Here is a 19,703-nt window from a genome sequence, read left to right as displayed (position 1 = left end):
CCCCGCGCTTCTGTCGCCCCAAATGATCCCGTCACGCCCCTGAAGCAACACTTTGCGACGACAGAAGCGGGGGGCGCCTTGGGTAAGGGGGGTAGGGAGGTAGGGGGGGTAAAGGCTCGAGTTAGAGGAGGGAACCTCGGACCAGGCGGGAGATGACTCCCGTGAGGTGGTCTACGCCCGCCACGAGGTCAGCGTCCTTCGTGAACTCGTCGAGGCTGTGCGAGATGCCCGCGACGCTCGGCACGAAGAGCATGATTGTTGGCACAGAGTCCTTCATGTTGGTCGAGTCGTGACCCGCCACCGTCATCACGCGGTCGTGCGTAAGCCCCAGCTGTTCGGCAACCTCGCGTGCCAGCTCCACCCCGGCCTCGGGGTACGGATTCTGATCCCAGCTGTGCTCAGCCGTCACCGCGATCTCGACGCGATCCTCGCGCTGCACCCGCTCGATGGTGCGCTGCAGCGCGGCGTGCGCCTCCCGGATCACGTCGGCGCTCGGCGAGCGCAGATCGAGCAGCAGCTCCACCTCGCTCGCCACCACCACGGGCGAGTTCGGGTAGACGTTCAGCTCGCCGCAGGCGGTGTGCAGCATGCCGGGCTCGAACTCGTCGACGAGCTCGCGCGCGGCCACGACGAGGCGCGCAGCCCCGAGCAGCGCGTCGCGCCGATCGACCATGAGCGTCGAGCCGCTGTGCGCCTGCGCACCGGTGACCTTGAATTCAAACTTGTGGGCCGCCCAGGTCGCGTTGACGAGTCCGATCGTGACACCGTCCTCCTCCATGCTGCGACCCTGCTGCACGTGCACCTCGGCATACGAGGCCACCTCGCGGCCCGAATCGCCCCCGAACACGTCGCCCGCGCCCCGCTCCCCGATCGCGTCGAGCGCGTCGGCGACCGTCACGCCCGCCGGATCGGTCGTCGCGAGCGCGTCAGCGAGTGCGAGCTTGCCCGTGAACACCGAGCTGCCCATCATCGACGGCTTGAACCGCGAGCCCTCCTCGTTGAACCAGTTCACGACGGCAAGATTCACGACCGCACCGGCGCCAGCGCTCTCGCCCGAACCACGCCCAGCCCGCAGCTCCTCTGCCACGCGGACACACGCGTGCGCCGACGCCAGTACGCCGTACGCCCCGTCGAAGCGCCCGGCCGTTGGCTGCGAGTCCATGTGAGACCCGGTGAGCACGTACGGCGCACCCGGCACGAGTTCGAGCAGCCCGAACTGATTGCCGATGGCGTCGCGCACGACGGTGAACCCGTTCGATTCGAGCAGTTCCGCGAACCACGCACGCTGCTCGCCGTCGGCCTCGGTCGCGGCCTGGCGATCAACGCCGTTCGTGCCTGGCACCGCACCGAAGCGCGAGTGCACGGCCCAATCGGCGAGGAAGGCGTCGTCGAGCTGCTGCGTCATGGGTTCGTCCTTCGAGCGAGAGCGGAGTGAGAGCGGGTAAAAAACAGGGGTCAGGATCGCGCGTCGTAGCTCAACTCGCCGCCGAGCACCGTCGCCACGATATCGAGGTCGGCGATGCGATCGGCGGTGAGCGGAGACGCCGAAAACACGGTGAAGTCGGCGAGCTTGCCCCGCTCGAGCGTGCCCTTGCTCGCGATCTCACCCGTGGCGCGCGCCGCCCACTCGGTGTGCGTGCGCAGCGCCTCCTCCGGCGTGATCGCCTCATCGGGGGCGAGCAGCGAGCCGGTGTCGGTCACCCGATCCACTGCCGCCTGCATGCCGCGCCGCAGGTTGTTGTCGGCGACCGGCAAGTCTGAAGAACCAGCGAGAATGACTCCGGCGTCGATCACGGAGCGACCGCGGTACAACCACGACTCGCGCTCGGGGCCGACGCGATCCGCCATCTGGGCACCGAACGAGCTGATGAACCCGGCCTGCGGGGTGACCGCGACCGCGAGCCGCCCCGCGCGTTCGACCTGGTCGGGCCTCGCGATGCCGAAGTGCTCGACACGGCAGGGCGTGTCTCGGCGGCCGTAGCGATCCTGCGCCTCCTCGATGAGGTCGAGCGCGAGGTCGATCGCGGCGTCGCCGATGGCGTGCAGCGCGAGCGGCCAGCCAGCGCGGTACGCGCCGAGCGCCCGCTCGCGGTAGACCGCGGGCTCGTCGAGTAGATAGCCGGTGTTGTGGTCGTGGCCGCAGTAGTCCTCGGTGACCGCGGCCGTCGCGCCGAGCAGCGACCCGTCGAGAAACACCTTCACGTGCCCGAACCGCACCGCGTCGTCGCCGAACCCGGCGCGAATGCCGAGGTCGAGCCCGGCCCCCTCGCCCTCGCGGGCGAAGTCGGTTGCGTGCCCGGTGAGCGGGCGCAGCGCGTCAATTGCGGGCATGAGCTGCGCGCGGGCGTGCAGCTTGCCGCGCTCGGATGCCGCCTGGTAAGCCGCGACCTCGATCGGGCTGTGGCCGATCCAACCGCCGCCGACACCCGCCTCGGTGAAGCTCGTGATGCCCTGCTCGGCGTAGCGTGAGGTCGCGGCGTCGAGCGCCTCAACGAGTCGCTCAGTCGAGTACGGCAGCAGCAGCGCTTGCACGAGCCCCTGCGCCGCCTCTTCGAGCAGCCCGGTCGGGGCACCGCCGGCGTCGCGCACGACGACGCCGCCCGTCGGGTTCGCGAACCCTGCATCGAGTGCGCCCACGAGGTCGAGCGTCACGGTGTTGGTGATCGAGGCGTGGCCAGAGGTGTGGCGCAGGTAGAGCGGGTGGCCCTGCGTGATCTCGTCGAGCCGGGCGATATCGGGGAACGCGCCGCCGTGGTGCGCCTGGTTGAATCCGGTGCCGTGCACCCAGGCTTCGGGATCGCCGAGCTCATCGAGGCGCGCGACCTCTGCGGCGACCTGTTCGTACAGGGCGTCGAGCCCGCGCACGACGCTCAGGTCGATCGATGCGAGCCCCAGCCCCCACCACGAGGTGTGACAGTGCGCATCGATGAGCCCTGGAGTGACGCAGGCATTTCCGAAATCGAGCGTCGTCACGGCGTCGAGCCCGGCGATCTCGTCGTCGAAGCCGACGATGCGGCCGTGCAGCACGCCGACCGCCGTTGCCGTGGGCCGCGCCGGGTCCATCGTGAGAATTTCGCGGGCGGTGAGGATCAGATCGAGTTTCATGGCGTATTCCTCAGGCTGCGATTTCAGATGAAGCGGGCGGCATCACGCTGTCGGCGATGAGCACGTGAATCAGTGCGGGAGCGTCGGCGGCGAGCGCGCGGTCGAGCGCCGCCGCGAAATCCTGGGTGCGTTCGACGCGCTCGCCGTGCCCGCCAAATGCCCGCATCCACTCGGCGAAGTCGGGGTTCGCCATGCGGGTGCCCGAGGGGCGTCCCGGGTAGTGGCGCTCCTGGTGCTGCACGATCGTGCCGTAGATGCCGTTGTCGACGACGATCATCAGCGGCTTGCCGCCGTGCGCGACGGCCGTGGCGAGCTCTTGCCCGTTCATCATGAAGTCACCATCGCCGCAGACGGCGACCGCGCGGCGCTCCGGGAAGGCGAGCGACGCGGCGACTGCCGCGGGAACCGCGAGGCCCATCGCGCCGTTGCGAGCGCCGACGAGGCTCGCAGGGGTGAGGTGTCTGACGAAGCGGTGCGCCCAGATGGTCGCGTTGCCCGCGCCAAACGTGAGCACGGCGTTGCCCGCGAGCCGGTCGTCGAGCTCCCCGAAGGCGATGCCGAGATCAACGCCGGGCTCCAGGGTGTCGGCGGGAATGCCTGAGGCTCCCGCGACGCCGGGTACCGATGCGTCGGGTCGGTGGGCGGCGAATCGCGCCTGTGCTTCCGAGCGAGCGAGCATCCAGGCGTCGTCGCGCGCGCCCCGAGCTGTCGCAGTGTCGATGTCCGCGAGCGCACCGGCGAACGCCACCGGGGTCGCGAGCAGGTGCTGGTCGAGGCGACCGGCGTGCATTGTCGCTTCGGGGTCGACCGACACGAGCACGGTTTCGGCCTCAAAGCCGAGGCGGTAGCCGTCGCTCATCACGTCGGATCGGCCGCACCCCACGAAGATCACGAGGTCTGCCGCAGCGTAGCCGTCTGCGACCGCGTCGGCGCGGCCATACCCCAGCCAGCCAGCCCAGGCCGCACCCGAGTGGGGCACTGCATCGTAGGCGCGCCAGTCCGTGAACAACGGGACGCCGGCCGCCTCGGCAAAGTCGAGCACCGCCTGGCCCTCGCCGCCCTGCCAGCCGTCGCCACCGACGACGAACGCGGGGCGCTCGGCGCGGGCGAGGCGCTCGGTCAGCGCGGCGACCTCGCCTACCGAGGGCTGCGGGTTCGGCACTGCGATCGGGGCGCTCGGTGCCGCTGCCGTGAGCTCGACGAGCACGTCTTCTGGCAGGCCGATCACCACGGGGCCGGGTCGCCCCGCGGCCGCGATGCGCATGGCTTCGGCAACGAGTTCGCCCGCGCGATCCGCGTCGTCGATGGTCATGACGCGCTTTGCCGTCGACCCGAACCAGCCGGTGAGACTGAACTCCTGGAACGAATCGCGCTCTCGATCCGCGACGGGAATCAGCCCGACGAAGAGCACCATTGCCGTCGCATCCTGCCACGCCGTGTGAATCGCGATCATGGCGTTCGCGGCGCCCGGCCCGCGGGTCACCATCGCGATGCCGGGCACCCCCGTCAGGCGACCCTCGGCGAGCGCCATGAATCCGGCACCGCCCTCTTGCCTGCAGACGACGGTCTCGATGGTCGAATCGTGGAGGCCGTCGAGCACGTCGAGGTAGCTCTCACCGGGTACGGCGTAGACGCGCTGCACCCCGTGTGCCTCGAGCGTGCGAACGATGAGATGGCCGGCCGACTGAGGCATGTGGTGCGATCCTTCCGGGATACTGCTGCAAAACGAGAACGAAGAGGCCGGTACGGATCCGCTGCCATCGGGATCCGCACCGGCCCGCTTGATTAGTGCTTAAACCCGGGCAGATTCACGCTGAGGCGCGGCGCGACTGCTCCGGCGAACGCCGAGAACAGGCTCAAGAAGATCAGCATCGCTGCCGCGGGCCACCAGTGATCGGCGGCCGCCGCGACGAAACCGGTTGCGAGCAGCGGGATGAAACCCGAGAGCATGCCGGCTGCGTTCTGCGCGAGGCCGACGCCGGTGTAGCGAGTCTTCGCCGGGAACAGGCCGGTGAGCACGGTGCCAGACGCTGCGTACGGCAGCGACAGCGCGGCCACGGCGAGCGTCATCGACAGCACAACGAGCACGGGGCTCCCCGAGGTGAGCATCAGGAACACCGGGATAGCGACGACCGCCGAGATGATGCCGCCCCACAGAATAACCTTGCTCGCACCGTACTTCGCGCCGAGCGCCCCGCCCCAGAGCAGCACGAAGATCTCGACGACTGCGGCGACCATGCTGCCGAGCAGCATCAGCGACGAGTCGTAACCGAGCACGTTCACGCCGTAGTAGACGCAGAACGCAGTGACGAGGTAGAAGCCGCCGACGCCGAGCAGCGCGGCCGCCATGCCGATGATGATCTGGCGCCAGCTGTGCTTGAACGTGCTCGCAACGGGGGTCTTATCGATCTGACCCGCTTCTTCGAGCTGACGGAAGACCGGTGACTCTTCGAGCTTCGAACGGATGTAGATCGCGATGAGCAGCAGCGGGAAGGCAATCAAGAACGGGATGCGCCAGCCCCACGAGTTAAAGCTCTCCTGCGTCAGGATGAGCGTCATGACGAAGAATCCGCCGGAGGAGAGGATCGTGCCGATCGGCGAACCGATCTGCGGAATCGCGGCGTAGCGCGCACGCAGGTGGAGCGGCGCGTTCTCGACCACGAGGGTCATGGCGCCTGACCACTCGCCGCCGACGAACAGGCCCTGCAGCACGCGCAGCAGCACGAGCAGGATGGGCGCTGCGACGCCGATCGCGGCGAACGTGGGCAACAGGCCGATGAGACCCGTGACGAGGCCGATACCGACGATCGTGATCATCAGTACCTTGCGGCGCCCGATCCGATCGCCCATGCGGCCGAAGATGATACCGCCAATGGGGCGGGCCGCGAGACCCACGCCGAACGTGGCGAACGACGCGAGCGCCGCGGCCGTCGCGTTCTCGCTCGTGAAGTACTGGACGTTGAAGACCAGTGCGGCGGCTGCGCTGAACAGGAAGAAGTCGTACCACTCGAGTGCGGTGCCGATCAGGGCACCGAGCGCGACCTTGTTCGCGTCCTTGATGCTCAGTTCTTGCGTGGCACCGTATTCAATCGATGCCGTGTGCGTTGTCTCGCTCATGCGTTCTCTCCGTCGAGGATGCGGGATCCGTGAGTGCGGCTCACGCACGTTTGCGTGGGCGCCGGTATTCGATCCTCGCAGGGAATCCGCCCATTTGGAGTGCCCATTCGCCCCCGATCGGGAGCCGGTTCCAGTGCATATGCACATACACTGGGCGCATGGATGCCCGCCCGACCGATGCGCTCAGCGATACGCCGACAGCGGCCGACCGCGAGCGCTGGCTCGAACTGCTCGCAACGCTCGATCCCGAATCACTCACCGATCGCTTTCTCGACCGCGTGGTGTCGGTTCCCGGGTACTCCCCCGCTCCGATTCCGGTGTCCGAGCTGCGGCGCACGGGCACGCTGTCGTTCGTATCGCTCATCGAGGGGATGCAGGCCGGTGGCTTCTCAGAGCCGGTGGCCGTCGCCACCGATGTCGGCGTCTCGCGAGCGCGCGCCGGGGTGCCGCTGACCTCGCTCATGACCGCCATTCGCCACGACTTCACGGTGCTGTGGGAGGCGCTGACGCGCGCGGCGACCGCCGATGACGCGGAACTCATCGTGCGGCACACGAACATCGTGATGCGCATCGTCGATGATTACGTGCACCAGACCGAGGCGGCGTATGTCGCGGAGCTGCAGCGCATGAACGAGGAGCAGGCGTCGGTGCGGCAGGGTCTCATCGCCGCGTTCTTCCACGACGTGCAGCCCGCGCCCGAGCGGCTGCGGGCGCTCGCGAGCGAGCTCGAACTCACAGACAATCCGCCGCTCACGGTCGTTGCGGCCGTCGGTGACGACATCGCGGCGCTGCGGGTGCACATCTCGGGGCTTGAACGGGCCGGCGGACGCGTGTTCACGCACCATCTCGGCGACACGCTGATTGCGTTCATGCGGCAGGGGGCGCTCCGCGGATCGCGCCTCGCCGAGATCGGCGCGCAGGCGCGCGCGCTGCGAGTGGGCGCGACCGTCGCCCAGCACGGCGTCGCCGATCTGCGCCAGGCCGCCGCAACCGCCGGCGCGCTCGCGCACGTGTTCACCGCCGACGAAACCGGGGCGATGCCGTGGAGCCGCGGCTGGGCGCGGCTGGCCGCGCGCGGCCTGCTCGACTCGGGCAACCCGATCCTCGCCGATGTCCACGATGCGCTCGCGCGGTGCACGCCCGCCGAACGCGCCCGCCTCGAAGAGGCTGCCCGCAGCTACCTGCAGACTGGCAGCGTCGGAGCGTCGGCCGAGGCGCTCTACTGCCACCGCAATACCCTCGCGAACCGGCTACGCCGCTTCGCCGACCTCACGGGCGTCGATCCGCTCATCCCGGCGGAGGCGGCACGACTCGTCGTGGGCTGGGCGTAGCGTCGCTCGCGTTCTGCAAGCGATCTGCGTTCTGCAACCTCCGCGTCGGGCAAACGAGCTTGCCGAACGCAGATCGCTTGCGGAACGCAGGTCGCAGTCACCCAGCGAGCGCGCTCAGGAGACCGCGCGCTCGATCGAGTCGAGTATCGCGGCGACGCCGGCGCGGTACACCGCCATGCCGTCGACGGCGAGCAGCTCATCGCGGTGCTCATTCACGAGCGGAAAGTCGCTCATGGTGATCGGCCCGAACGTACTGATCCAGGGGATCGAGCCGTTACGCTCGGAGGGGTGGCGATTGTAGGCCTCGTGCGCCATCGCCGACGAGTGGGCCAGCATGAAGCCGGAGATCGCGGCGTACGACCGAATCAACGCGTCACCACTCAGGCCGGCCTCGACGAGCATCTCAAGCAGGAACTCAACGGCCGCGGCATCGCCCGGCCCGGCCGGGTCGGTGACGGCGCCCTCCTTGGCGATGGCGGGGTGTTCGAGGCTAAGTTCCGCGGTGCGCATCACGAGCACTTCGAGGCGTTCGCGCCAGGTGCCCGTGGCGGCGCGGCCAGCCTCTGACGCCCACCCGCTCAGCCGATCGAGAGTCGCGCGAACGATCTCGTCTTTGTTGCGGAAGTGCCGGTACATCGCCGAGGCGTCAACTCCGAGGTGTTCGCCGAGGCGTTTGATCGTGATGCGAGTGTTCGCCTCGGTGCGCGCGAGTTCGAGCACGGCCTCCACGATTGTGCGTTGATCGAGCCGCACGCGCTTCGTGCTCGTTTCCGCTGTCACGTGCAGCCTCCGTTGCTGTGCAGTGCCGATTCGTTTCGGTACGGCACCAGTGTAATCCCGCCGATCCTCGCAATGTCAACGACAATGTCAACGTCGTTGACATTGCGTCGCAAGTCGCATAGCGTGTGCTCCACGCATCGAAGAAGATACGCCGAAGGAGGCTGCGGTGACGCTTACCCCGACCGCTGACACCGTGTTCGAACACGGCTGGGTCTACACGGGATCCGAGGATTCCCCCACGTTCGGAGGTATCGCCGTCGCAGACGGGCGCATCCTCTCGACCGACGCTGCCGAAGTAGCCGCACTCGCGGAGACGGCAACTCACCGCGTCGATCTCGCCGGCCGTCTGCTTATCTCCGGATTTCAAGACGCCCACGTACATCCCGTCATGGCCGGCGTCGAGCTGCTCAGCTGCGATCTCTCGGGCTGCGACAGCGCTGACGAGACGCTCTCAGTCATCGCGGCATACGCCGCCGCCCACTCCGACCTCGAGTGGATCTTGGGTGCCGGCTGGTCGATGGACGCCTTCCCGGGCGGTACGCCCACACGGCAGCAGCTCGACGCCGTCGTGCCCGACCGCCCCGTGCTCCTCGAAAACCGTGATCACCACGGCGCGTGGGTGAACACCCGCGCGCTCGAACTCGCGGGCATCACGGCAGCTACACCCGACCCGGCCGACGGCCGCTTCGAGCGCGAGCCAGACGGAACCCCCGCTGGCACGGTGCACGAGGGCGCGATGAGCCTGTTCGGATCCGTGCGCCCGCGGCCGACGCTTGACCAGGCCTACGACGGGCTGCTCGCAGCGCAGCAGCACCTCGTCTCGTTCGGCATCACCGCGTGGCAAGACGCTGCGGTCGGCGAATTCATGGGCAGCCCCGACACGGTACCCGTGTACCTGCGCGCGGCGAGCGACGGCGCGCTCAAGGTGCGCGTACGCGGTGCCCAGTGGTGGAACCGGGAGGACGGCGATGCGCAGCTCGACCCGATCCTCGCCCGCCGAGACGAGGTGGCGGCGCAGTGCGACCCCGATCGCCTCTCACTCGCCTCGGTCAAGGTGATGGTCGACGGCGTCGCCGAGAACTTCACGGCGGCAATGCACGAGTGCTACCGCGACCACCACGGCGACGCGACCGAGAATCGCGGTATATCGTTCTTCGATCCGCGCGACATGGCGCGCTTCGTCACGGCCCTCGACCGAGAGGGCATGCAGGTGCACTTCCACGCACTCGGCGACCGCGCCGTCACCGACGCGCTCGACGCGCTCGAGCACGCCCGCACCGAAAACGGCGAGACCGACAACCGTCACCACCTCGCACACCTGCAGGTCGTGCGTTCAGAGGACGTGGCGCGCTTCGCCTCGCTCGGTGCGACCGCGAACATCCAGGCGCTCTGGGCCTGCCATGAAGAGCAGCTCGACACCCTCACGCTGCCGTTCTTAACCGACGACGCCGAGGCGCACCACTATCCCTTTGGTGAGCTCATCGCGTCGGGTGCCCGGCTCGCCGCCGGCAGCGACTGGTCGGTGTCGAGCCCGGATCCGGTGCAGGCGATCCACATCGCCGTGAACCGGGTCTCGCCGGGCAGTGAGCGCCGCCCGCTCGGCCCGGACTCGCAGCGCCTCACGCTGACCGAGGCGCTGAACGCGTACACGCAGGGCACGGCACGAATCAACCATCTCGACCACGCCACCGGCCGCCTCGAGCCCGGCTACTACGCCGACCTCGCGATCCTCGATCGCAACCTGTTCGATCTCCCGCCGGAGGAAATACACACGGCGAGGGTCGACGAAACCTGGATCGGCGGCGAGCGCGTGTACTCTCGCTCAGCTGAGACAGGCCACGACGACGCAAGCGCCACCGCAAGCACCACCGCGGGCCCCGCATGATGCGCCCCCGCCGCGCGCTCGCCGCAGCTGGCACCGCGATCCTGCTCGTCGCCGGCCTCGCCGGCTGCGGTCAGAGCGCCGTGGGAGCCGATGCCGGCACCTTCGAACTCGAGGCTCACACCCCGCAGCCGGTCGGCGACATCGACTCGTTCACGTGGGCACTCATGACTGAGCCGTACTCGCTCGACCCGGCGTACGCCTTTGACTACGCCGACAACACGGTGCTCTCAAACGTCTGCGAATCACTGCTGCGGTGGAACTCAGATCTCTCGGTGTCGCCCGGCCTCGCGACGAATTTCGAGCACCCCGATCCGCTGACGTGGGTGTACACGATCCGGGAGGGCGTGAAATTTCACGACGGCACCGAGATGACGCCGAACGACGTGGTGGTGTCGTTGCTCCGCCACCTCGATCCCAAGGTCGCCTCGTTCTGGTACGACACCTTCAAGAACGTTGACACGATCGAGCAGACGGGCGACCACGAGGTGACGGTGCGCACGGTTGTACCCGACTCCCAGTTCAATCAGCTGATGTCGGCGGCGCCCGGCGTGATTCAGTCGGCGGCGAGCACCGAGGCGGCCGGGGCCGATTACGGCAACCAGTCAACCGGGGTGAACTGCACCGGTCCGTTCTCGTTTGGCGAGTGGCGCTCGGGCGAATCGATCACGCTCAATCGCTTCGACGACTATTGGGACCCGGAGCTGCGCGCGAAGGCGAAGCAGATGACGTTCGTGATCTTGAACGACCCGAACGCCCGCGTGAACGCGCTGCAGACCGGCGAAATCGACGGCGCCTGGTCGTTGCCGAGCAATGCCATCGACGTGCTGCGGGCGAGCGACACGGGCTCCGTGCACTTCGGCACCAACGCGACGGTGCAGAGCCTCGTGGTCTCAGACATGGACGGCCCACTCGGTGATGTGCGCGTGCGTCAGGCACTCACGATGGCGCTGGATCGCGAGGCGCTCGTGCGCGCCGCCGTTCAGGGCTACGCAACGCCGACCGACGCCCTCACCTCCGAATCAGTCTGGATCAATGGCGATCCCGAGGCGACACACGAGGCGTTCGATGACCTGCCGAATCACGATTACGACCTTGACGCCGCCCGCGCACTGGTCAAGGAGGCCGGCGCCGAGGGCGCGAAGATCACCTACGTGACGGCCTCGATCGATTCCTCCTTCGACGTGATCTCCCAGGCGGTCGCCTCGGCGGGCAACGAGATCGGACTCGACATCGAGATCGAGACCCGGACGCCGAACGCTTACACGCTGCTGTTCTCCGACCCCGAAGCGCTAAAGGGCGTCGATCTCTTCACCACGCGCTGGTATCTCTCAAGCACCGACCCGCTCGAGATGTACGCCGTGCTTCGCACCGGTGAGTTCTCAAACTACGGGAAGTGGTCGAACCCCGAGTTCGACGACATCGTGAACCGGGCCCTGCAGACCGATGACGCGTTCGATCGCTCGCACCTCGCGGCCGAGGCGCAGCGGCTGACAAGCGAGGAGCTGCCGTGGATCCCGCTGTTCGACGTACCGAATTCGCTCTGGCTCGGTGACCGCATTACCGGCGTCGATCCCTCCATTTACTACATGTACTACCCCTGGGCAGCAACCATCGGAAGGGCCGAGTAATGGCATCGCCAGCTTCTGACGCGCAATCCATGCAGACGCGGGCCGTGCGCCTGCGCGAAGACGATGCAGGATCGCGGCGCACCGGCGGGAGCCGCGCAGCGGGCACCGCGAGGTTCGTGCTCGGCCGCCTCGTCGGCCTGATCGCCACGCTCTTTGCGGCATCGCTCGTCGTCTTCTTCTCCCGGTTCGTCGTGCCGGGCGACCCCGCGCGCTTCCTGCTGCGCGGGCGCAGCCCCAGCCCAGAGGCGATCGCTGAGGTGACTCGGCAGTACGGGCTCGACAAGTCACCCATCGAGCAATACCTCACGTGGATCAGCGGGGTCGTGCGCGGCGACTTCGGGCGCTCCCTGCAATACCGCGACGACGTATCGACGGTGCTGCTGTCGCGGCTCCCCGTGACACTCGAACTCGTCGCGCTCGCCGCCGTGTTCATCGTGGTCATCGGGCTCGCCGCCGGCATCTTCGCGAGCCTGCGGCGCGGCAAGCTGACGGATCGCGTGATCCTGATGACGTCCACCGCCCTCGGCGCGGTGCCGTCGTTCGTCATCGCTATCCTGCTCATCGCGATTTTCGCTGTGCAGCTGGGTTGGTTCCCCTCGTTCGGTAGCGGCGACGAGGGCTTGGATCGCTTCGTGCATCTGCTGCTGCCCGCCCTCGCGCTCGGGCTGGCGTTCGTCGCACTGATCGCGCGCGTCACGCGCTCGTCAATGAACGAGCAGTTTGTGCGTGAGCACGTCGAGGTCGCGACGAGCCGCGGCCTGACGCGCTCCTCGGTGGTGCTGCGGCACGTGCTGCGCAACGCGGTCGGCCCGATCCTGCTCGTGAGTGGCGTGCTCGTCGCCGGGCTGCTCGTCTCGAGCGCGATTGTCGAGCAGACCTTCGGGCTCGCGGGCATGGGCTCGCTGCTCGTGCAGTCGGTCGACCGGCTCGATTTTCCGGTCGTGCAGGCGATCGTGCTCGTCGTCGTCGTGGCCTTCGTCACGATCAACACCATCGTCGATCTCGTGCAACCGCTGATCGACCCGCGCATCGCTGCAGGATCGGAGACCCGATGAGCACCGCACCCCAGGCCACCCCGCGACCCGCCGCGTCGGGCTCCGCGCCCGCGCTGCCGCCCGACACGACGCGGGCGCTCGCCGTGCCGAAATCACTGCGTCGCACCCGATTCTCTGTGCCCGCGACCGTGTCGCTCGTGTTCGTCGCGATCGTCGTGCTCGCCGCCGCCTTCGCGACGCTCATCGCGCCGTACGATCCCGACCACGTCGACCTGCAAAACGTGCTCGCCGGCCCGACCTGGGCGCACTGGCTCGGCACCGACGCGCTCGGCCGCGACCTGCTGACGCGCCTCATGTTTGGCGCGCGCACCTCGCTCATCGGCCCGCTCATCGTCGTCGTCGGGTCAACCGTGCTCGGCCTGCTGCTCGGCCTCGTCGCCGCCTGGCGAGGCGGCTGGATCGACGCCGTGCTGTCGCGCGTCTTCGACTTCCTGTTCTCGTTCCCGGCGATGTTGCTCGCCATTCTGGCGGTCGCGCTCTTCGGCAAGGGCATGTTCGCCCCCGTGCTCGCGATGACAATTGCCTACGTGCCCTACGTCGCCCGGCTCACGCGCGGGCTGATCGTTGCCGAGCGCACGCGGCCCTACGTGCAGGCGTATCGCGTGCTCGGTTTCCGCGGATCGTGGATCGCGCTGCGGCGTGTGCTGCCCAACGTCGTGCCGACGGTCGGCGCGCAGTCGACGCTCAACTTCGGCTACGTGCTCGCGGACCTCGCGGCGCTGTCGTTCATCGGACTCGGAGTGCAAGCGCCGACCGCCGACTGGGGCTCAATGATCAACGAGAGCCGCGGCGCGCTGATGAGCGGGGCGCTACTGCCCACGTTCGTCCCGGCCGCCGTCGTGGTGCTCGTGGTCGTCGCCATCAACATCATCGGCGAAGAACTGTCGGATCGTATCGGAGGCAATTTCTCATGACCGCACTCTTGAATGTCGCCGACCTGTCGTTGCGAGTGCCGGGTCGCGGCGCCCTGCTCAACGGCGTCTCGCTGTCGGTCGCCGCGGGCGAATCAGTCGCGCTCGTGGGCGAGTCCGGATCGGGCAAGTCGCTCACCACCCGCGCCGCTCTGGGCCTGTTCCCCGATCGGGCATCGCTCTCGGGATCGGTGCGGGTCGGCGACATCGACACGGTGACCGCGTCTGAGGCGCAGCTGCGCACCATTCGCCGCACGCGCGCGTCGATGATCTTCCAGGATCCGCGCGCCGGCATCAATCCCGTGCGCACGCTCGGCGACTTCCTCACCGAAACCCTGGTGCGCTGGCACGGGCTGAGCCGGCCCGATGCTGCCGCTCGCGCCATCGCCCAGCTCGAACAGGTCGGGCTGCCCCGCGCGGAGAGTCTGCTCGATCAGTACCCGCACCAGCTCTCGGGCGGCATGCTGCAGCGCGTCATGATCGCGGCGGCGCTGCTCGACTCCCCAGATCTCCTGCTCTGCGACGAGCCGACCACGGCGCTCGACGTCACCACGCAGGCCGGCATCGTTGAGCTGCTGCGCGAACAGCAGGCCGCGCGCGGCATGGGCATGCTGTTTATCACCCACGACCTCGGGCTGGCAGCGTCGCTGTGCGAGCGGGTCGTCGTACTGCGCGGAGGTCTCGTCGTGGAAGCGGGTGCCACCGAGGCGGTATTCCGATCGCCCCGGGAGGAGTACACGCGGGAGCTGCTGGCTGCGACGCCGCGCATCGAGGTGCGCGGCGTCGCAGAGGTTTCGGCGAGCGCGGGGGTTTCGGCGGGCGCGGGGGTTTCGGCGGGCGCGGCGCCCGAGGCACCGCTGATTGTTGCCGAGGGGATCACGAAGCGCTATCGGGTCGCTGGCCGCAGCGACGTCGTGGCACTCTCACGGGTCGATTTCTCGCTCGCGCGGGGCGGCTCGCTCGGCATCGTGGGGGAATCGGGATCGGGCAAGTCGACGCTCGCCCGCATCCTTGTCGGGCTCGAACAGGCGGACGGCGGCGAGCTCGTCGTCGAGGGCGCGGCGCGGCCGCATCGCGACCTGACGGGTGCCGAGCGCCGCACGCTGGCATCGAGCACGCAGATGGTGTTCCAGGATCCGTACCTCTCGCTCGACCCGCGAATCCCAATCGGGCGTTCCGTGGCCGACGTCGTGCGACTGCACCGGGGCGGTACTCGGCGCGCGGCCGAAGCCGAGGCAGCAACGCTGCTCGCGCGCGTCGGCGTGCGCGCAGAGTTGCTCACCGCGCGGCCGAAGGCGCTCTCGGGTGGTCAGCGCCAGCGCGTGGCGCTCGCGAAGGCGCTCGCGGCGCAGCCGAAACTGCTCGTGCTCGACGAGGCGACCAGCGCGCTCGACGTCTCGGTGCAGGCGCAGGTGCTCGCGCTCATCGAGGAGGTGCGTGACCAGTTCGGGCTGACCATCGTGTTTGTGACCCACGACCTCGCCGTCGTGTCGCGCATCTGCACGGAGACGCTCGTAATGCAGCGCGGAGAGGTCGTCGAGTACGGCGACACCGCGCAAATCCTTACGCACCCCCAGGAGGACTACACGAAACGCCTCATCGCCTCCCGCCCCGAACCCCTCTGGCAGCGCGCGGCGTAGCCGCCCGGCCCGGCGCCCGGCCGCGCCGCGCTTTCCGCAAGCGATCCGCGTTCGGCAACCCCGATGTTGCAGCACGGAGCTTGCCAAACGCGGATCACTTGCAGAACGCAGACCCCAGAACGCAAACCCCGCCCACCGCAACACGGGCTAGACCCGCACCCCCAAGAGCGCCGCGTGCGCGCGGTTTGGGCGGTCGGTGCGTTGCTCGGTGTGCGTGACCGTGAAGCCGGCCGCCTCTACCTCGCGCTGCAGCAGCTCGACGGGCCAGAAGTAGGCCGTGGTGATCGCGTGATCGAACGGCGCGAGCTCAGCGCCCGTGAAGAATCCGAGGGCCAGCCCGCCGCCAGGTCGAATGCACCGCGCGAACTCGGTCAGCGCCTCCCCGATGGCCGACGGCTCGGTGTGGATAAGCGAGTACCACGCCAGCACTCCCCCAAGCGACGCGTCGGCGACGTCGAGGCTCTCTGCCCGACCCACGCGGTACCGGCCCGCGGGGTATGAGGCCCGGGCGCGCTCGACGAACTCGGGCACGGGATCGACCCCCGACGCGTCCACTCCGAGGCCAGTGAACAGGTGCGTCCACTGCCCCGGCCCACACCCCACGTCAAGCACAGGCCCATTGAGGTCTCGCGCCCAGCGCTCAATAAGCGCGGTGTCGGCAGCGGCGAGGTGTTCGATACCACCGACCGCCGCGATGTACTCGTCAGCGCGGGCGCCGTACGACTCACGAACCGATGCGAACGACATGCCTTCACGCCTGCGCAGCGCGCGCCCGCGCGACGTCGATCGACATGTGCGCGACACCCGTATCGGTCATCGCACCGCTGAGTGCCCCGAGCAGCACTATCGGCGAGCCAATCGTTCGCCCGAACATGACCCAGCCCGCACGCCAGAACCCCGGGACTGACCCGTCCGCAATGCGCACCGTGCGCGTGCCAGCGATGGCCTGTCCGATTGACCTCCGGTGGGCGGTCGTGAATCCGTACGCGAAAGCGCCGACCGGCCAGGCCACGAGCCCCGCGATCCACGCGGCACTCAGATCGCCGTAGGGTCCGGCCGCGGCCGCCATCGCCCCGAACACCGCCCCGGAAATCGCCAGCACAATCAACCCGTCGACGACGAACGCGGCGAACATGCTCGACCAACGAGCCTCAACCACAACGACACCGTTTTTCAGCGTCTTACGATCCTTGCCGTCAGGATGGGAATTCATAGCCAAATCGTAGCGGGTGCGCGCGACCATCGACGCGAGCGGCGAGCGGCGGGCGGCGCCGACACTGGCTCAGCCCACGCGATCCGCCACGATGCGCTGCAGCGCCGCGAGCGAGAGTGTCACCGACTCCACATCGATGCGCTCGTCGTTGCCGTGTACGCCTTCGCGATACCGCTCGTAGCTCCAGCCGGGGCCGAGCAGACCGAACCCGTAGGCGGGAATGCCGAGCTCACGCAACACGCGAGCGTCGGATCCGCCCGCCGCCATAATCGGCACGACCGGCGCGTCTGCGACGGCCTCCACTGCGCGTTCGATCGCGGCGAACAGGGGCGTATCGGCTGGCGAGGTCGTGGCTGCCCAGCCGCGCAGGTGCTCGATCTCAATTTCGTCGGCGAGCGGACCCAGCACCACGCGCAGTAGCTGGTCGACCTCGTCGTCGGTGGTGCCGGGCAGCGTGCGAATGTCGAGATCGATCGTACCCGTCGCCGGAATTACGTTGTGGGTCGCGCCAGCCCGCAGCACGGTCGGCGAAATGGTGATGCGCGACACGGCGTGCGCGTAACCCGCGATGCCACCGAGCTGCGGCAGCGCGGCATCAAGGCGCACTGGATCTCGCAGCCGCTCGGCGAGCGCCGGGTCATCAATTCGAGCGCTGACAAAGGCGTTCCAGAGCGGGCCGAGCTGCGCGGCTGGCATGACCTCACCGAGCCGCCGCAGCACGTCACCGATGCGGTACGAAGCGCTCATCGCGCCGTAGGGGATCGAGGCATGGCCCGGCTTGCCGCGCACGACGAGTCGCCGCCCGGCCGATCCTTTCTCTGCGATCTCAATCGCGACGTGGCTGCCCATCCGCATGCCACCCGACTCAGACAGTGCCTCGGTCACGCGCACAGTTTCGGCGTGCTGACGCACGAGCCAGTGAATGCCATACTCGCCGCCGCCCTCTTCGTCGGCGACCGCAATCAGCACGAGGTCGCCGCGGGGGCGCTCGGGCGCGAACGCGAGATCGCGCAGCACGCAAGCAAATGCGGCAGTGAGATACAGCATGTCGACGGCTCCGCGGCCCCAGATTTCGCCGTCAATGAGCTCGCCGCCAAATGGGTTGCGAGTCCAACCATCCGGATCCACGGGCACGACGTCAAGGTGCCCGAGTAAGCCCAGTGACGGAGCGTCAGGATCGGTGCCGCGCACGCGCGCCACCAGTGATGCGCGGCCGGGCGCCGACTCGAGCAGGTGCGTTTCGACGCGGCCGGTTGCGACCGCCCCCGCGAGAAAGCGCTGCAGCACGCGCACACTGCGAATTTCTTGGCCCGAGCCGACGCTGCCGTCGTTGACGCAAGCCTCTCGGATGAGTTCGCGCAGCAGAGCGATGGTGTCTGCAGCGGAGTCACTCGTCGGAGCACTCGCGTCGTCGCCGTGACCAGACACCGGCTGCCACCTCCTCGTCTCGGGCCGCGCCCGAATCAGGTCTCCAGCCTACTCGTGGGCCGGGGTGCGCCCATCACAGCGCTCTACAGCTCGTAGAACCCGAGTGACTCGAGCCGGTGCACAGCCTCTTCGCGGTTGTCAACGCCGAGCTTGCGATAGATCGCTCCCGCCTGGCTGCGCACCGTGCCCGACGAGACGTGCAACTCCTTGGCTATCTCCGCGAAACCTGCCCGCTTGCGCAGCTCGTGAGCCACGATGCTCTCGCGCTTCGACAGCTTGGGAATCTCCAATACGCGGTTGTTCGTGCCTCCCGCCCGCTCGAGCGCTTTGCGGAACGGGGCAGTGTTTGCCACGGATTTCGGGATCCGCTTGTCGACGAGATCGAACAGCGCCGTCAGGTCATCGGCATTGAACTGGGCGAAGATCGCGGAGAGGTCGGGGCTCTGACGCACGTGCGCGAGCGCAGCGCCGGCGTCGCGCAGCGCGGTGGCCTCGTGGCCGAGCCGCATGTTCGCGATCGCCCGGCAGAGCAGCGCGTAGGGCAGAAACCAGATGTTGTGCTTGGTGCGCCGCTTCACGCAGTCGCGCGTCTCGCTCAACGCATTCTGGTATTCACCCATTTGTAGGTATGCGCCCGCGCGGGCGACTGCCGGGCAGATGAGGTGGTGCTCGCTTGGCTGCATGCCGCGCAGCAGCCCGAGCACTCGCATCGGCTCGTGCTCCTGCAGCAGAATAAACGCCTGCAGCATGACGCCGAAATCTTGAATGAGCCTCGGCCCCATCGGCTGCGACGTGCCCTGGGCGACGCGCACTGCGAGGGCCGACGCACCGTACGGGTCACCGTTGAGCATGAGTGCCACGGCGTCGAGCAGGTCAACGAGCGACCGCGACGTGGGATCCGACGCGACGCGAGCGCGCAACCGCTTCGCAACCGACGCCGAAGCTTTCGCATCGAGGCTCATGAACGCGAGCACAGCTTCAGCCATCGAACCGAGATAGTCGGACTCGTTGGTGTCCCACCCCTGAGCGGTGACGAGCGCCCGCTGCTGCTTCAGTGTGCGCTTCGCATCAGCGAAGGTGCCGTTGAGTGCATGCGCGGACGCGAGCTGACCCAGAGCGCGATGCTGCCAGCGGGGGTGTGCTCCACCGGATTCGCCGTAATTCACCATACGCATCGCGAATTCGAGTGCCCTCGACTGGTAACCGGCGCCGAGGAACGCCTCGGAAATCGCTGATTGGAACGCCATTATCTCTTCGACACTGAGGTCGAAGTCGAGCCGGGATGGCCGCACGATTGCGGCGGCTTCCGCGAGCTCGAACGCCTCCTCGTGCATGCCGGTGCGAGACAGGGCCATGATCTGACCGGCCATCACTGCCCGCCGCTCACTGTGGGGCCGATCCCGGAACGAGGCGATGGGCACCGCGCGAATCAGGTCGAGCTGCTGCGCAGTCGGCACGCCGCCGGCGCGCAGCGACGCATCGATGACGGCGTGGGCGGCGTCGAGCACCAGTGTCCAGGTGCCGCTTCCGCTGCCCTCTTCGCTCTCTTGGATCCACTGCGACTGATTACCCATGTCGCCCCCTGAAACTTCTCCCATGAGCTCTTCCGT

At 68.3% G+C, this 19,703-nt stretch carries 15 protein-coding genes; 6 read left to right on the top strand and 9 right to left on the bottom strand.

Annotated elements, in window-relative coordinates:
- Positions 1-121: 121 nt before the first annotated feature.
- From ACFWHR_RS02385 to ACFWHR_RS02370, 4 genes are all read right to left on the bottom strand, one after another.
- Complete coding sequence (locus tag ACFWHR_RS02385; protein ID WP_382446667.1) at positions 122-1,405, bottom strand: M20 family metallo-hydrolase; 1,284 nt, start codon at positions 1,403-1,405, stop codon at positions 122-124.
- Between the two features lie 50 nt (positions 1,406-1,455).
- Positions 1,456-3,105, bottom strand: coding sequence for an amidohydrolase (locus ACFWHR_RS02380; RefSeq protein WP_382446666.1), 1,650 nt, complete (start codon positions 3,103-3,105; stop codon positions 1,456-1,458).
- Positions 3,106-3,115: 10 nt separating this feature from the next.
- Positions 3,116-4,798 (bottom strand): thiamine pyrophosphate-dependent enzyme, encoded by a 1,683-nt coding sequence (locus ACFWHR_RS02375; protein ID WP_382446665.1) that lies wholly within the window; start codon positions 4,796-4,798, stop codon positions 3,116-3,118.
- A 92-nt stretch (positions 4,799-4,890) separates the two neighbouring features.
- Entirely contained in the window at positions 4,891-6,222 is a 1,332-nt protein-coding gene (locus ACFWHR_RS02370) for an MFS transporter (protein ID WP_382446664.1), read from the bottom strand.
- A gap of 158 nt (positions 6,223-6,380) precedes the next feature.
- Between ACFWHR_RS02370 and ACFWHR_RS02365 the strand changes: the two genes are divergently transcribed.
- Complete coding sequence (locus ACFWHR_RS02365; RefSeq protein WP_382446663.1) at positions 6,381-7,553, top strand: helix-turn-helix domain-containing protein; 1,173 nt, start codon at positions 6,381-6,383, stop codon at positions 7,551-7,553.
- Between the two features lie 114 nt (positions 7,554-7,667).
- Here ACFWHR_RS02365 and ACFWHR_RS02360 read toward each other — a convergent pair whose 3' ends face one another.
- A complete protein-coding gene (locus ACFWHR_RS02360; protein ID WP_382446662.1) occupies positions 7,668-8,333 on the bottom strand; it encodes a TetR/AcrR family transcriptional regulator in 666 nt (221 codons plus the stop codon).
- Positions 8,334-8,499: 166 nt separating this feature from the next.
- Here ACFWHR_RS02360 and ACFWHR_RS02355 point away from each other — a divergent pair, with 166 nt between their 5' ends.
- The 5 genes from ACFWHR_RS02355 to nikE are packed head-to-tail and all read left to right on the top strand — an operon-like array spanning position 8,500 to position 15,452.
- The gene (locus ACFWHR_RS02355; RefSeq protein ID WP_382446661.1) at positions 8,500-10,218 is read left to right on the top strand and encodes an amidohydrolase; all 1,719 of its coding nucleotides are present in this window, start codon (positions 8,500-8,502) and stop codon (positions 10,216-10,218) included.
- Positions 10,215-11,846, top strand: a complete 1,632-nt coding sequence (locus ACFWHR_RS02350) for an ABC transporter substrate-binding protein (protein ID WP_382446660.1) — start codon at positions 10,215-10,217, stop codon at positions 11,844-11,846. Before ACFWHR_RS02355 ends, ACFWHR_RS02350 begins: the two co-directional genes overlap by 4 nt.
- On the top strand, positions 11,846-12,901 hold the full coding sequence (locus tag ACFWHR_RS02345; protein WP_382446659.1) for an ABC transporter permease: 1,056 nt from the start codon (positions 11,846-11,848) through the stop codon (positions 12,899-12,901). Before ACFWHR_RS02350 ends, ACFWHR_RS02345 begins: the two co-directional genes overlap by 1 nt.
- Positions 12,898-13,815 carry an ABC transporter permease gene (locus tag ACFWHR_RS02340; protein WP_382446658.1) on the top strand — a complete coding sequence of 306 codons (918 nt, stop codon included), beginning with the start codon at positions 12,898-12,900 and terminating at the stop codon, positions 13,813-13,815. The genes ACFWHR_RS02345 and ACFWHR_RS02340 overlap by 4 nt, the downstream gene beginning before the upstream one ends.
- Complete coding sequence (gene nikE / locus ACFWHR_RS02335) at positions 13,812-15,452, top strand: nickel ABC transporter ATP-binding protein NikE (RefSeq protein ID WP_382446657.1); 1,641 nt, start codon at positions 13,812-13,814, stop codon at positions 15,450-15,452. The genes ACFWHR_RS02340 and nikE overlap by 4 nt, the downstream gene beginning before the upstream one ends.
- Before the next feature lie 147 nt (positions 15,453-15,599).
- On the opposite strand, the gene ACFWHR_RS02330 is transcribed toward nikE, so the two are convergent.
- From ACFWHR_RS02330 to ACFWHR_RS02315, 4 genes are all read right to left on the bottom strand, one after another.
- Positions 15,600-16,199, bottom strand: a complete 600-nt coding sequence (locus ACFWHR_RS02330; RefSeq protein ID WP_382446656.1) for a class I SAM-dependent methyltransferase — start codon at positions 16,197-16,199, stop codon at positions 15,600-15,602.
- Positions 16,200-16,203: 4 nt separating this feature from the next.
- Positions 16,204-16,665: an RDD family protein gene (locus ACFWHR_RS02325; protein WP_382446655.1), complete on the bottom strand. Its 462-nt coding sequence runs from the start codon at positions 16,663-16,665 to the stop codon at positions 16,204-16,206.
- Positions 16,666-16,734: 69 nt separating this feature from the next.
- Positions 16,735-18,093, bottom strand: coding sequence for a M20/M25/M40 family metallo-hydrolase (locus ACFWHR_RS02320; RefSeq protein ID WP_382446654.1), 1,359 nt, complete (start codon positions 18,091-18,093; stop codon positions 16,735-16,737).
- An 83-nt stretch (positions 18,094-18,176) separates the two neighbouring features.
- Positions 18,177-19,691 carry a LuxR C-terminal-related transcriptional regulator gene (locus tag ACFWHR_RS02315; RefSeq protein ID WP_382446653.1) on the bottom strand — a complete coding sequence of 505 codons (1,515 nt, stop codon included), beginning with the start codon at positions 19,689-19,691 and terminating at the stop codon, positions 18,177-18,179.
- Positions 19,692-19,703 lie beyond the last annotated feature (12 nt).

Origin of the sequence: Leucobacter sp. NPDC058333, from assembly GCF_042726155.1 — a bacterium.
GTDB lineage: Bacteria > Actinomycetota > Actinomycetes > Actinomycetales > Microbacteriaceae > Leucobacter.
This window is presented reverse-complemented; position numbering and strand designations above follow the sequence as displayed.

Coding starts and splice junctions, on each gene's coding strand:
- ACFWHR_RS02385 (WP_382446667.1), bottom strand. CDS start 1,405: ATGACGCAGCAGCTCGACGACGCCTTCCTCGCCGATTGGGCCGTGCAC.
- ACFWHR_RS02350 (WP_382446660.1), top strand. CDS start 10,215: ATGATGCGCCCCCGCCGCGCGCTCGCCGCAGCTGGCACCGCGATCCTG.
- ACFWHR_RS02330 (WP_382446656.1), bottom strand. CDS start 16,199: ATGTCGTTCGCATCGGTTCGTGAGTCGTACGGCGCCCGCGCTGACGAG.
- ACFWHR_RS02340 (WP_382446658.1), top strand. CDS start 12,898: ATGAGCACCGCACCCCAGGCCACCCCGCGACCCGCCGCGTCGGGCTCC.
- ACFWHR_RS02315 (WP_382446653.1), bottom strand. CDS start 19,691: ATGGGAGAAGTTTCAGGGGGCGACATGGGTAATCAGTCGCAGTGGATC.
- ACFWHR_RS02325 (WP_382446655.1), bottom strand. CDS start 16,665: ATGAATTCCCATCCTGACGGCAAGGATCGTAAGACGCTGAAAAACGGT.
- ACFWHR_RS02370 (WP_382446664.1), bottom strand. CDS start 6,222: ATGAGCGAGACAACGCACACGGCATCGATTGAATACGGTGCCACGCAA.
- ACFWHR_RS02375 (WP_382446665.1), bottom strand. CDS start 4,798: ATGCCTCAGTCGGCCGGCCATCTCATCGTTCGCACGCTCGAGGCACAC.
- ACFWHR_RS02345 (WP_382446659.1), top strand. CDS start 11,846: ATGGCATCGCCAGCTTCTGACGCGCAATCCATGCAGACGCGGGCCGTG.
- ACFWHR_RS02380 (WP_382446666.1), bottom strand. CDS start 3,105: ATGAAACTCGATCTGATCCTCACCGCCCGCGAAATTCTCACGATGGAC.
- nikE (WP_382446657.1), top strand. CDS start 13,812: ATGACCGCACTCTTGAATGTCGCCGACCTGTCGTTGCGAGTGCCGGGT.
- ACFWHR_RS02365 (WP_382446663.1), top strand. CDS start 6,381: ATGGATGCCCGCCCGACCGATGCGCTCAGCGATACGCCGACAGCGGCC.